Genomic DNA, 12,626 nt, shown 5'->3' with positions numbered 1-12,626 from the left:
CTCGTTGGGTTCGAATTTGGGATCTTCTTTGGTGCCGCCGACGAAGGTGTCGGCCAGCTGGATCTCCCTCAGCGGCACCCGGATATCGGGGCGAGAGCCTTCGATAAAGATGCGGCGGGAGTTGGGGTGAGCCATCCCCTTGAGGCTGTCGATAAAGGCCTGAGCGCTGAAGCGCTGCTCGCGGCGGCTGGATTTGGTGGTATCAGATACGGAAGTAGACATAGCAAAACTCACATTAACTGGTTGAAGTTATGGGTATTTGCTTGTCTGGAGTTCGAGGAGAAGATGAACTTGCGGCGGGGTGTTTATCTCGGGAGGGAGTGCGCGCGGGATGGATCTCCGTGCTGCTGTTCTGCCACTTCCCGCTCTCTGCATGCTGTGGGCAAGGCGCCCCACGTGCTGGACAACCGGACGGGACAGACTCCCTCCTGTGCGCCCTGACCCATCAGGGTTACCCCTTCGATGAGCGGAAGAGGCTTGTTCCTCCTCCGGCGCGGTAACCCGCAAGTTACCCTTGTTCCCTTCGCAGGTTTTAACCTGATCAGGTTCCACGGATCCCGAATTAACGGTCTCAGCTTCGCGTCGTTCGACGGTCAGCACTCCGACAAGATGGCGCCAGTATAAGGGGGAAAATTTAAAGCACAAGCCGTTAACAAAGTCGACCTCTTGCTCCCCTTGGGGTCTACGGCTAGTCGAGGATGATATGGGGCAGGAAACGGGAGCTGTCTTTGGTGATCAGGGTCGCATCCTCGCGAATGCCAATGCCAGCCGCCGCATCGCCGACCACCCAGCTGCCGATCAAGGTGTAACTGCCAGCAAAGCAGGGTAAGGGGTGAAAGGCCTGAAGCACATAACCCGAGTCGTTGTATGGGCCTGGCTCATGCAAGCGCATACCCTGATAATCCATCAGCTCGATATTGGCCCCCTCTCGTGAATAGAGAGGCTTACGTACCCAACCCGGCGCCATCTGACTAGCGGGATCGGGATCAAAAAAAGCGGGCAGCAGGTTGGGATGGTCAGGAAAGGCCAGCCACAACAGGGGCAACATCCCCTTGTTGGAGAGAATCATCTTCCAGGCTGGCTCGATAAAGCGGGTCTGGCTTGTGAGCAGCGTCTGGCCAAATGGCTCGCGCACCATGAACTCCCAAGGGTAAAGCTTGAATATCTCGTGGATCGGCTCGTTGCCCAGATCCACTAGCTGGCCCTGCAGCTCGCCGATATCCTCCAGATCCACAAAACGGGCATCACAACCAGCCTGCAGGGCGATATCGATGAGGTAGTCGAGGTTCCCCCTGTCTTCCAGGTTCTCGCCCACGCAGGTGAAGTGCAAAGGGCCACGATTGCCAAGGGCCGCGAAGGCGCCGTACAGCTTCTCCTGCAGGGAGTTGAACTGATCGACTCCGGCTGGTAGCACACCGCGATGCAGCTGATCCTCCAGCCAGATCCACTGAAAAAAACCCGACTCATAAAGGGAGGTGGGGGTGTCGTAGTTAAGCTCCAGCAGCTTGGCGGGCCCATGCCCGTTATAGGCGAGATCCAGCCGACCATAGAGATGGGGATCCCGACGTCGCCATGAGGCCTCCAGTGCGGGCCAGCAGTATTCGGGAATATCGAGCCGGGTCAGTAACTCTTCGCTGCCCACTATCTTTGAGACCAGCGAGAGGGCCATCTGATGCAGTTCCTCGGTGGGCGCCTCCAGATCATCCTCTATCTGCGAAAGGGTGAAGCGATAGCAAGCGCTCTCATCCCAATAGGGCTCCCCATCGAAGGTGTGAAACTCGAAACCAAGCTCGGCAGCCCGTTCGCGCCAATCCGGACGTTCGGGTAAGGAAATGCGCTCCATCTTTAACCTCCGCTGCTGTAGCTATTGCTATGGCAGAAGTTGGCTCGCCGCGCAGCTTCTCCACCGAAGCCACCACGCCGTACTTGTAAGGCGGGCTCCAGTGTCACCGCACTCTGGCAGACCCGAACCAGGCTACTGCCTGCGGGCAAGCGTGTTCCCTGAGCGGTGCGCAGCGCATAAGGCTCATCTGTACGTTGATAGAGCGGCTGGGTCGGGATCCCGGGGAGAGGGTCTGTTCCGATGGCAACGCCGCTGGTCAGAATCCCCCTCATCCGCGGCACCTTATCCTCACACCCTCCTGCGCCAAAATCCGCCTCACACTCCACCCGGTCAGGATAACGGGGCGCCCGCAGGAGGTGGCGACTGCGGGCCTCTTCAAAGGCCAGCTGGCACCGAGCCGGATCATTACTTGGGACAGCGACACATGCCTCGACCGAGGTGTAGACATAGGCCAGCTCGGGGCGTTCGTTGCACCCCTGCAGCCAGAGGGAGGCTGTCGGCACCATCATGACCAGTGCGACCTGGCTACTTCGCTTGTTGCTGCTCTTCATGGGATCCTCAGTAGGTCATGCAGGCAGCGTTGAGCAGCCCCACCGACAGGGACGCAGCAGCCAGCAAAATGGCGCCAGCCATCTCCCCACGGGAGATCCGTTCGCTTAGGTCGGTGAGCCAGCGTTGCATTACCCGAAACGCGGCAACCTGCACCAGCAGGGCAATCGCTCCCCAGATGGCGCAATCGAGCAGGGAGAGAGAGTGACTGATTGCACTGGCCAAGGGCAGCGCAAAGCCAATCAGCGCGCCGCCAAACGCGGTGGCAGCAGCCGGATTACCCGCACGGATCAGGGCAAATTCGTGGTGTGGCGTCAGCCAGGTATAGAGGCGAATAAAGGTCGCCAGCAGCGCCATGGCCAGCAGAAAGTAGGCGATAAAGGGGAGCAGCCCACTCAAGGAGCCGAGCAATTGGGAGAGCATCTCACAGTTCCTGTGACAAAAAGAGTCGACATCATAATGAAAGGACAAAGGGACCACAATGGGCCCCTTGAGAACGGCGGATACGAAAACAGGGTCCCCCCGCCAAGGGGATTTACCCCTTGGGTCAATAGGCAGGAGTCACCGTCAGACTGACATTGCCAAACCCTTCGTTGGCAAGGGCCTCCTGATCCAGATCTACACCGGTCAGAGCCACACCTTCAGCAGAGGCGTGACGCAACTGGGCAGAGGCCGCGGAACGGGTCTGGGGCTGACCGATTTCGATATCGCCGGCAAACTGGCTCTCGGCATAGAAGTCACCGGTCACCGCCGAACGGATCGGGCGCAGCACACGACCCAGGTTATTCTGCATGGTCGACAAACCATACTCGCTGATGGTCCAGTTCCAGTCCCACCACTTCACTTCACCCGGGATATAACGCTTGTCCCACTGATAGCGGATGCTGCTGGCCTTGTCGCGGAACGGGCCGACGGCAAAGGTGTGCTCCCAGGTCGGACGATTATCAGGATGGGTATACCAGGCATTGCCGCCCCAACGCAGGAAGCCCTTCATGGTCAGGTCATAATTGACCTCGGCCTTGAACTCGTAGGGGTAGGAGATGTTGGACTTGTAGAGGGCAACCCGCACCGGCAGGCTGGAGTGAGGCGGCACCGTGGGACGCGCTTCAACCGAGACGGTCTCGGTCGTCGAGCCTCCTTTCTGGGAGGCCCAGCTCTGGCTCGCTGCAATCTCGATGGCTAGTTCAGTTTCCCCCACCAGCGGCCACTGAAACTTGTTCTTGGTGGTCACCTTCTCGCTCAAGCTGTAGGTGTCGGTCTTCGACCAGTTGGTGGCCTTGTCGTACTTCAGGGTCACCACCACCTGCTGGGGCAGGTCGGTGTAGTTGGTCGCATTGGCCGTGATGGTCTTGACCAGCTGCTTGCCGCTCTCGGTGACCTGACCATGGCTGAAGGAGTCGGGTTCCAGAGTATATGAGAAGTTGCTTACCTTGATGGAGCTCTTCTCCCCGCAACGATATCCGGAGCAGCCGCCGTCATTATTTCCCTTTATCAGCCAGCCATCGCCAACCCGGGTAACATCCATATCTTCCCCGACATATGGGCTATGATTCCCACCCACCCAGGCGTATCCCAAATAATGGGCGAGATAACTGACCGGCTTGATAAAATAATCATTGTCGTGAACAAGCCGCCATTGCACATCGACCTCATCACCTGCCGGAATATTCCAGTCAGAGAGTGTTGGTATTTCTCCGGAAACAGGTGAATTGGGATAACACCAGGTTTCTCCGGCAGTGCCCTGTTTGATTTCGCCATTATATCCAGGCCCCATAATCACCCAGCGATCCGCCAGCCCGGTGATCTGCCACTGCCCCATGCGGCTGCCCAGATTACCCTTGATACTCATGGCTTCATCGCGGGTCAGAGGACGATAACCACTGGCACAGAGGCCCGTCCCAAGACCCGCCCACTTGACCTGATCAGGGTAGACAGGTTCAGCCGCCTGCACCTGAGCGAGCATCAATGAAGACGCCAAAAACGCCAGATTAGCGGTAATTATTCTATTCATCATTTATCCCTCTTTCAGACATACGATAATTGTTATTGTGTAGAAATATCCTTTTTCATTTGACAGGTATGGACTCCGACAAAACCTGACACAAATAAAATAAACCACCAAAAAACATCCATGACAAACAAAATAATGGTGATACAGGAAAATAATTAGAGCGATGACTTTATTGAGGAATAAATCATAAATATTGTGACAGTCATTATTTAATGGCTGCCACAATATGGTGAAACCATATTAAATAAGAAGATGCTGAATTACTCTTCCGGATTGATCACTTCAATTCCCTGCAATATTCCATCCGCCGAACGGATCAATACCAGCTCGCTCCCGCCATGCAGATCGGCGGCCGAACCGTTGACCCAGCGCACCTGCGGATTGAGTGGCACAGTGCCCAGGGTGGCCAGGGTGAGCTGCCGATCATCGAAGGATTGCAGGCGATCTTGCGCCCGCTGCCAGGGCTGATTGGCCCGCGGGGCTCTGGCGGCCAGCAGCTCAATCCGGGTGGCAACGCCATCGGCCACCAGCAGGGCGAGCTGGTCGCCGGGTTTGAGTGGCTGCGGCCAAATCTCCCCCTGCCGCCAGATGGCGGCACTGCCCTGCTCCACCTCGGCCCCCTGAAATTGCAGGCGGATGCCGTCGCTGTGCTCCAGCTCCACCAGCCACAATTCGTCGGCTCCCGCCTGCGCCGCCCAGAGCGGCACACCCAGCATCCATGCACACCACTTTCTCGATTGTTCCATCTTCGTTCGTCCCTGAACAAAAAGCCCATGCTGGACAAGCATGGGCTTCATTCGGGAGCATTTCTAATCGGAACGCAGAGATCGGATCAGTCATCCTCGCGGCAGCGGCTCAGGCGCATGCCGTCAAACTTGCACTCCAGCTCCAGCCAGCGCCCTTCAAACGGCGCTAGACTGTTGTCCGAGGTGGTGTAGCCCCAGATCCGCCCCCCTTCCACCGGCCCCTCCAGATCCATCTCGCCCTTGTCATCTTCGTCGAGGGCTTCGACCTTGCGTACATAGCGCACGCCGTTCTCCACCACCCCCTTCATCTCGACCCAGGTGCCGCCGAGATCATCCTCGTTGAGCCAATCCTTGAAGCGGGTCTGGTCGTCGATCACGAACGGCATGCCGTTGACCATCAACTGGCCAAGCTGCCAGGTGGTGCGGCCGGTCAGTTTGAATTCGGTCGCCTGTGCGGTGCCAAGTGGCAACAAGATCAACAGCAGGAGGGCGCAGAGAGACTTCTTCATCAGGGATCCTCGGGGTTACACTGGCAAACAGGATGCCGAATCCGGTGTGAAAAGAGCGTGAAACGCTCACCAACCAGGAGAGCAAAGCATGAAGATTTTGGTAGTGGAAGACAATCCTCAGGTGGCGGAAACCATCATGGATTATCTGGAGCTGGCCGGTCACCGCCTCGATTGTGCCTATCACGGTCAGGCGGCGCTGCAACTGCTGGAGGAGCAGCGTTTCGACGTCATCATCATGGATGTGATGATGCCGCGCCTCGATGGCCTCAGCACGGTGGCGCGCCTGCGCGAGCAGGGGATTGCCACTCCCGTGCTGTTTCTCACCGCCCGCGACAGCCTGGAAGACAAGTTGGCGGGCTTCAAGGCGGGAGGGGATGACTATCTGGTCAAGCCGTTCGCCATGGAGGAGCTGGAGGTGCGACTGCAAGCCCTCAGTCTGCGCGGCCCGCGCGGCGATGTGGGGGCCATCAGCTTTGGCGATCTGACGGTCGATGTCGCCAGCGGCCGCGCCACCCGCGCCGGTGAGCCCCTCAAGCTCGGCAAGATCCCGTTCCAAATCCTCGCCCTGCTGGCCCGCCGCGCCCCCGCCATCGTCAGCCGTCAGGAGGTGCTCGACACCGTCTGGGGGGATGAGGAGCCCGACTCCGATGCCCTGCGCAGCCATATCTACGCCCTGCGCAACGCGCTGGACAAACCCTTCCCCACTCCCATGCTGGAGACCCTGCACGGTCAGGGCTATCGACTGGTGAGCGCATGAGCCTGCCGAGCCTGCGGCGCCGCCTGATCATGGCGCTCGGCGGCGCCGGGGTGGTGCTGCTGATCCTGCTCTCCGGCTTGATGCTGGTGGCCGAGGACAAGATGGAGGAGCTGAGCCTGCGCCACTGGCTGGAGGCGGAAGTGACTCGCTACAGCGATGACTGGCTGCGACTCGGCCCGGCGGCGGCGGCCCCGAGCCCCAGACAGTTCTCCAGCTACTGGACCGAGGCGGGCCGCTTGCCCAAGTGGTTGAAGCCCTACCAGACTCCCGGCTTTTTCGAGCACCAGCTGGGCAAGGAGGACAAACACTTTCTGGTAGCCCGTCACCCCTCCGGCGAGGGACTGCTCTATCTGGTGTTCAACGACGATGCCGACGACTACCTCGACCCCTACGAAGACAAGCTGCATCTGGCCACCCGACTGATCGGGGTGACCCTGCTGCTGGGCTGCCTCGGCTTCGGTATCTGGCTGGTACGCCATATCACAGGGCCGCTGCAACGGCTGCAACAGAGGGTCGCCCACCTCACCCCGGATCAGGCGGATTTCGAGCCCGATGCCCCCTGGCAGGAGCTGCGGGATATCGAGCTGGCGCTGCTAGCCGGCAAGCAGGAGGTGAGCGCCGTATTCGCTCGCGAGCAGGAGTTCAGTCGCTTCGCCAGCCACGAGCTGCGCACCCCCAACATGGTGATCCAGGGCTCGGCCGCGCTGCTTGGCAAGGTGACAGATCTGCCCGCACCGGCCGCCCGCGCCACCACCCGCATCCGCGCCGCCGCCGACGAGATGGCGCTGCTCACCGAGACCTTCCTGCTGCTGGGCCGCAAGGAGGCTGTGGAGCGACCGCTGCAACAGGTCACCCCGCTGATCCGTCAGGAGCTGGCACGCCTCGCTCCGCTGTTGCAGCGGGAGGCCCTCGATATCCGGCTTAACCTGGACGAGAGCAGCGAAGTAAACGCCCCCCTCTCCCTGCTTGCCATCGCCCTCGGCAACCTGCTGAAAAATGCCCTGAGCTATGCCGAGGGACATATCGACATCGAGCTGTGCGGCCCGATGCTCACCATCAGCAACCCGACGGCGGCGGCGCCGGATCAGATCCTCGGCTACGGCTGTGGCCTCACCATCATTCAGCGCATCTGCGAGAAGCTGGGCTGGCAGATCGACACCCGGCTCGAGGATGGCGTATTTAGCGCCCGGCTGGCGATGATCACTGCCGAACAGTTCCCTCTCCCTTTGGGAGAGGGTTAGGGTGAGGGCGCAGTGGCACCGCTAACCCACCAGCCAGATAGCAACAAGGCGCCCGAGGGCGCCCTGTTTCTATCTGACAGATGCAAGCCCGCGGCTCACTCCGCCGGTTTGTTCTTGCGGCTCGCCTTGAGTTCGAGGAACTCGATGATCTTGCCGGCCACATCCTTGCCGGAGGCGGCTTCCACCCCTTGCAGGCCGGGGGAGGAGTTGACCTCCAGCACCAGCGGGCCACGGGCGCTGCGCAGGATATCCACCCCCGCTACATCCAGCCCCATGATCTTGGCGGCCTGCACCGCGGTCGCGCGCTCTTCCGGGGTGATCTTGATCGCCTCGGCGGTGCCGCCACGGTGCAGATTGGAGCGAAACTCTCCCGGCTGGGCCTGACGGCGCATGGCGGCAACCACCTTGCCGTTGACCACCAGACAGCGGATATCGGCGCCATTGGCCTCGCGGATATACTCCTGCACCAGAATGTTGTTGTTGGTCTGGATAAAGGCCTCGATCACGCTCTCGGCGGCTTTCTGGGTCTCGCAGAGCACCACGCCAATCCCTTGGGTTCCCTCCAGCAGCTTCACCACCAACGGCGCCCCGCCCACCATGGTGATGAGGTCGGGCACGTCGTGGGTGCTGTGGGCATAGCCGGTGATGGGCAGGCCGATGCCGTGGCGGGAGAGCAGTTGCATCGCCCGCAGCTTGTCGCGGGAACGGCTGATGGCCACCGAGCTGTTGAGGGCCATGGTGTTCATCATCTCGAACTGGCGCAGCACGGCGGTACCGTAAGCGGTAATGCTGGCCCCAATCCGCGGGATCACGGCGTCATAACTTCCCAGCTCCCCACCCTCGTAGTGAATGGAGGGGTTGTGGGAAGCGATATTCATATAGCAGCGCAGGGTGTCGAGCACCTCTACCTGATGACCGCGCGCCTGTGCCACCTCGACCAGACGGCGGGTGGAGTAGTTTTTCGGCTCACGGGATAAAATGGCGATCTTCATGACAATTCCGCTAGAAGGCTGTGCCTGGGCAGGATGGGGCGGGAGAGTATAAGGTGCCACAGCGCCAAGACAACGCCAATTGTTTATCCTGACAACAAGACAAACCACACCAAACCGCACGCTAACCTGTCACTATGACCAACAGGTTAAACGGCGGCTCTGCGCAGGTTGTTCAACCCGTGCAAGGATGCCGCCGTTTCTCGTTAAAGATCAACCGATGTCACGCGGGAGTCAGTTCAGGTTTGGCCCCAACCAGCGCTCAGCCTCTGCCAGCGTCATCCCCTTGCGAACAGCGTAATCTTCCACCTGATCGTGCTGGATCTGCGCCACTGCGAAGTATTTGCTCTCGGGATGAGAGAAGTACCAGCCGGACACGGCAGCCCCCGGCCACATGGCGTAGGATTCGGTGAGCTGCATGCCAATGGCCTGCTCGACATCCAGCAACTCCCAGATGCTCCCCTTCTCGGTGTGCTCCGGGCAGGCCGGATAACCGGGGGCCGGGCGGATACCCTGATAGTTCTCGCGGATCAACTCCTCGTTGCTGAGGGCCTCGTCGGGAGCATAACCCCAATGAACCTTGCGCACCTGCTCGTGCAGATACTCGGCAAAGGCTTCGGCGAGACGGTCGCACACCGCCTGAATGAGGATGGCGTTGTAGTCATCGTGCTGCGCCTTGTAGGCCTTGGCGATGGCCTCCTCACCGATACCGCCGGTCACCGCGAAGGCGCCGATCCAGTCCGGCTTGCCACTCTCTTTCGGCGCCACATAGTCCGCCAGACAGTAGTTGGGGAAGCCCTGCTTCTCGCTCTGCTGGCGCAGGTGGTGCAGCACCTTGATCACTTCTGTGCGGGACTCGTCGCTGTAGACCTCGATGCTGTCCCCTACCGCGTTGGCCGGGTACAGGCCGACCACCCCGGCGCAGCGCACGCTCTGATCCTTTTCCAGCTGATCCAGCATGGCGTTGGCATCGGCAAACAGCTTGGTCGCCTCCTCGCCGATGACCTCATCCTCAAGGATGCGCGGATACTTGCCCGCCAGCTCCCAGCTGAGGAAGAACGGCGTCCAGTCGATGTAGGGGCGCAACACCGAAATGGGCACATCTTCGAACTTCTGCACCCCGAGCTCGCGGGGCTTGGGTGGCTGGTAGCCAACCCAGTCCAGCTGGTGCCGGTTGGCGCGGGCGTGGGCCAGACTGACCGGGCGGGAGCGCGGCTGCTTGCGGGCATGCTGATCCCGGGCGATCTCGTACTCCTTGTCGATGCGGGCGACAAACGCCTCCTTGAGATCCGGACTGAGCAGGCTCTGGGCCACCCCTACCGCGCGGGAGGCGTTGGAGACATAGACCACAGGCTCCGAGTAGTTCTGCTCTATCTTCACCGCAGTGTGCGCCTTGGAGGTGGTGGCACCGCCGATCAGCAGCGGCAGCTTGAAGCCCTGACGCTCCATCTCCTTAGCAACGTGCACCATCTCGTCCAGCGACGGGGTAATGAGGCCCGACAACCCGATGATATCGGCGCCGACCTCCCGCGCAGTCTTGAGAATGGTCTCGCAGGAGACCATGACCCCGAGGTCGACAATCTCGAAGTTGTTACACTGCAGCACCACCCCGACGATGTTCTTGCCGATGTCGTGCACGTCCCCCTTCACGGTCGCCAGCACGATTTTGCCGTTGCTGGAGCCGCCCGACTTTTCCGCCTCGATGTAAGGTTGCAGGTAGGCCACCGCCCGCTTCATCACTCGGGCTGATTTCACCACCTGCGGCAGGAACATCTTGCCCGCGCCGAACAGGTCACCGACCACGTTCATGCCATCCATCAGCGGCCCTTCGATGACGTGCAGCGGCTTCTCGGCGCCAGCGCGTGCCTCTTCGGTATCCTCTTCGATAAAGTCGGTGATCCCCTTGACCAGTGCGTGCTCCAGCCGCTTGCCCACCGGCCAGCTGCGCCACTCCTGATCCCGCGGATCCTCAGCCTGGGCGCCGGCACCGCGATACTTCTCTGCGATGGCCAGCAGCTCTTCGGTGGCGTTGTCATTGAGGTTGAGCACCACCGCCTCGACCTTCTCTTTCAGCTCCGCCGGAATGTCTTCATAGATGGCGAGCTGACCGGCGTTGACGATCCCCATGTCCATGCCGTTCTTGATGGCGTGATAGAGGAAGACGGCGTGAATCGCCTCGCGCACCGGCTCGTTGCCGCGAAACGAAAACGAGACATTGGAGACGCCGCCGGAGATCATGGCGTGAGGCAGGTGCGTCTTGATGTCCTTCACCGCCTCGATGAAGTCCACCGCGTAGTTGTTGTGCTCATCGATGCCGGTCGCTACCGCGAAGATGTTGGGATCGAAGATGATGTCTTCCGGCGGGAAACCGACCTGATCCACCAGGATCCGGTAGGCACGCTGGCAGATCTCGAACTTGCGGGCGCGGGTATCGGCCTGACCCGCTTCATCGAACGCCATCACGATGACGGCGGCGCCGTAACGGCGCAGCAATCTGGCCTGCTGGATGAACTTCTCCTCCCCCTCTTTCATGGAGATGGAGTTGACCACCGGCTTGCCCTGCACGCACTTGAGACCCGCTTCCAGCACCTCCCACTTGGAGGAGTCGATCATCACAGGCACCCTGGCGATGTCCGGCTCACCGGCGATGAGGTTGAGGAAGCGCACCATGGCCGCTTCGGCGTCCAGCATCCCCTCGTCCATGTTGATGTCGATGATCTGGGCGCCGTTCTCTACCTGCTGCTTGGCAACATCGAGCGCCTCGTCGTAGAGCCCCTCCTTGATCAGCCGCTTGAACTTGGCTGAACCGGTAACGTTGGTGCGCTCCCCCACGTTCACGAACATGGATTCAGGGGTAATGATCAGCGGCTCAAGACCCGACAGGCGGCAGGCCACCGGCAGCTCGGGCAGCACGCGCGGCTTGATGCCCGCCACGGCGTCGGCCATGGCGCGAATATGGGTCGGGGTGGTGCCGCAGCAGCCACCGACCATGTTGAGGAAGCCGCTTTGGGCCCACTCGCGGATATGCTCTGCCATCTCACCCGCGTCGAGGTCGTACTCGCCGAACGCATTGGGCAGACCGGCGTTGGGATGGGCGCTGACATGGGTCTCGCTGATGCGAGACAACTCCTCCACATACTGGCGCAGCTCATCGGGCCCCAATGCACAGTTGAGGCCGAACGACACCGGTTTTACGTGGCGCAGCGAGTGGTAGAAGGCTTCGGTGGTCTGGCCGGAGAGGGTACGGCCGGAGGCATCGGTAATGGTGCCGGAGATCATCACCGGCAGGCTGTAGCCCAGCGCCTCGAACACCCCTTCCACCGCGAAGGCGGCCGCCTTGGCGTTGAGGGTATCGAAGATGGTTTCGATCAGGATGATGTCAGCGCCGCCCTCGATCAGGGCATGGGTCGATTCGGTGTAGGCGGCCACCAGCTGGTCATAGGTGACGTTACGCTTGCCGGGATCGTTCACATCCGGCGAGATGGAGGCGGTACGGTTGGTGGGGCCCAACACCCCTGCCACGAAACGCGGCTTGGCGGGATCTTTTGCCGTCCACTCGTCTGCCACGGCGCGGGCCAGACGGGCGGCTTCCCGGTTGATCTCGGCCGAGAACTCTTCCATCTCGTAATCGGCCATGGCGATGCGAGTGGCGTTGAAGGTGTTGGTCTCGAGAATGTCGGCCCCGGCAGCGCAATACTGCTCGTGGATCTCGCGGATCACCGCCGGACGGGTCAGCACCAGCAGATCGTTGTTGCCCTTGATGTCGGTATGCCAGTCGGCAAACCGCTCACCCCGATAATCCGCCTCCCCGAGTTTGTAGCCCTGGATCATGGTGCCCATGGCCCCGTCGATGATCAGGATCCGCTCCCTGAGGCAGGCTTCCAGCTTCTTTGTTACGTCCGACTGCTTGCTCGGCTCTCTGCTCGACATTACGTTCGACACCGCGTGTTCCTCTTACATCCATGCAACTGCGTAAATAGC

Annotated in this window: 10 protein-coding genes, 1 pseudogene and 1 riboswitch; of the genes and pseudogenes, 2 read left to right on the top strand and 9 right to left on the bottom strand. The window is 60.6% G+C overall.

Annotated features, from left to right (window positions below; all coding sequences use genetic code 11):
• From AACR14_RS13205 to AACR14_RS13175, 7 genes and pseudogenes are all read right to left on the bottom strand, one after another.
• Nucleotides 1–222: pseudogene (locus tag AACR14_RS13205) on the bottom strand (phosphomethylpyrimidine synthase ThiC); the annotation flags it as partial.
• A 279-nt stretch (nt 223–501) separates the two neighbouring features.
• Nucleotides 502–614: riboswitch (TPP riboswitch) on the bottom strand.
• Nucleotides 615–688: 74 nt separating this feature from the next.
• Entirely contained in the window at nt 689–1,843 is a 1,155-nt protein-coding gene (locus tag AACR14_RS13200; protein WP_019446517.1) for a glutathionylspermidine synthase family protein, read from the bottom strand.
• 2 nt (nt 1,844–1,845) lie between these two features.
• The gene (locus AACR14_RS13195) at nt 1,846–2,394 is read right to left on the bottom strand and encodes a DUF1190 domain-containing protein (RefSeq protein ID WP_019446516.1); all 549 of its coding nucleotides are present in this window, start codon (nt 2,392–2,394) and stop codon (nt 1,846–1,848) included.
• Nucleotides 2,395–2,401: 7 nt separating this feature from the next.
• On the bottom strand, nt 2,402–2,815 hold the full coding sequence (locus AACR14_RS13190) for a DUF350 domain-containing protein (RefSeq protein WP_019446515.1): 414 nt from the start codon (nt 2,813–2,815) through the stop codon (nt 2,402–2,404).
• Between the two features lie 124 nt (nt 2,816–2,939).
• Nucleotides 2,940–4,403, bottom strand: coding sequence for an aerolysin AerA (gene aerA / locus AACR14_RS13185; RefSeq protein ID WP_192811957.1), 1,464 nt, complete (start codon nt 4,401–4,403; stop codon nt 2,940–2,942).
• Nucleotides 4,404–4,663: 260 nt separating this feature from the next.
• Nucleotides 4,664–5,149, bottom strand: a complete 486-nt coding sequence (locus tag AACR14_RS13180) for a hypothetical protein (protein WP_026035086.1) — start codon at nt 5,147–5,149, stop codon at nt 4,664–4,666.
• 86 nt (nt 5,150–5,235) lie between these two features.
• On the bottom strand, nt 5,236–5,658 hold the full coding sequence (locus AACR14_RS13175; RefSeq protein ID WP_019446512.1) for a hypothetical protein: 423 nt from the start codon (nt 5,656–5,658) through the stop codon (nt 5,236–5,238).
• Between the two features lie 88 nt (nt 5,659–5,746).
• On the opposite strand from AACR14_RS13175, the gene AACR14_RS13170 reads away from it, so the two are divergent.
• Nucleotides 5,747–6,415: a response regulator transcription factor gene (locus tag AACR14_RS13170; RefSeq protein ID WP_019446511.1), complete on the top strand. Its 669-nt coding sequence runs from the start codon at nt 5,747–5,749 to the stop codon at nt 6,413–6,415.
• Nucleotides 6,412–7,656: a sensor histidine kinase gene (locus AACR14_RS13165; RefSeq protein WP_019446510.1), complete on the top strand. Its 1,245-nt coding sequence runs from the start codon at nt 6,412–6,414 to the stop codon at nt 7,654–7,656. Before AACR14_RS13170 ends, AACR14_RS13165 begins: the two co-directional genes overlap by 4 nt.
• A gap of 95 nt (nt 7,657–7,751) precedes the next feature.
• Here the strand turns inward: AACR14_RS13165 and rimK are convergent, their stop codons facing one another.
• Both rimK and metH read right to left on the bottom strand, forming a co-directional pair.
• On the bottom strand, nt 7,752–8,648 hold the full coding sequence (gene rimK / locus AACR14_RS13160) for a 30S ribosomal protein S6--L-glutamate ligase (protein WP_005340088.1): 897 nt from the start codon (nt 8,646–8,648) through the stop codon (nt 7,752–7,754).
• A 231-nt stretch (nt 8,649–8,879) separates the two neighbouring features.
• A complete protein-coding gene (gene metH / locus AACR14_RS13155) occupies nt 8,880–12,575 on the bottom strand; it encodes a methionine synthase (protein WP_019446509.1) in 3,696 nt (1,231 codons plus the stop codon).
• Nucleotides 12,576–12,626 lie beyond the last annotated feature (51 nt).

This window comes from Aeromonas sp. 159 (assembly GCF_963862045.1).
GTDB classification, from domain to species: Bacteria; Pseudomonadota; Gammaproteobacteria; order Enterobacterales; family Aeromonadaceae; genus Aeromonas; species Aeromonas veronii.
The sequence above is the reverse complement of the archived record's forward strand: the minus strand, read 5'-3'. Positions and strand labels throughout refer to the sequence as shown.

Excerpts from the sequence above, each read along its gene's own strand:
- aerA (WP_192811957.1), bottom strand. The coding sequence starts at position 4,403 with ATGAATAGAATAATTACCGCTAATCTGGCGTTTTTGGCGTCTTCATTG.
- AACR14_RS13200 (WP_019446517.1), bottom strand. The coding sequence starts at position 1,843 with ATGGAGCGCATTTCCTTACCCGAACGTCCGGATTGGCGCGAACGGGCT.
- AACR14_RS13190 (WP_019446515.1), bottom strand. The coding sequence starts at position 2,815 with ATGCTCTCCCAATTGCTCGGCTCCTTGAGTGGGCTGCTCCCCTTTATC.
- rimK (WP_005340088.1), bottom strand. The coding sequence starts at position 8,648 with ATGAAGATCGCCATTTTATCCCGTGAGCCGAAAAACTACTCCACCCGC.
- AACR14_RS13170 (WP_019446511.1), top strand. The coding sequence starts at position 5,747 with ATGAAGATTTTGGTAGTGGAAGACAATCCTCAGGTGGCGGAAACCATC.
- AACR14_RS13180 (WP_026035086.1), bottom strand. The coding sequence starts at position 5,149 with ATGGAACAATCGAGAAAGTGGTGTGCATGGATGCTGGGTGTGCCGCTC.
- AACR14_RS13195 (WP_019446516.1), bottom strand. The coding sequence starts at position 2,394 with ATGAAGAGCAGCAACAAGCGAAGTAGCCAGGTCGCACTGGTCATGATG.
- AACR14_RS13165 (WP_019446510.1), top strand. The coding sequence starts at position 6,412 with ATGAGCCTGCCGAGCCTGCGGCGCCGCCTGATCATGGCGCTCGGCGGC.
- metH (WP_019446509.1), bottom strand. The coding sequence starts at position 12,575 with ATGTCGAGCAGAGAGCCGAGCAAGCAGTCGGACGTAACAAAGAAGCTG.
- AACR14_RS13175 (WP_019446512.1), bottom strand. The coding sequence starts at position 5,658 with ATGAAGAAGTCTCTCTGCGCCCTCCTGCTGTTGATCTTGTTGCCACTT.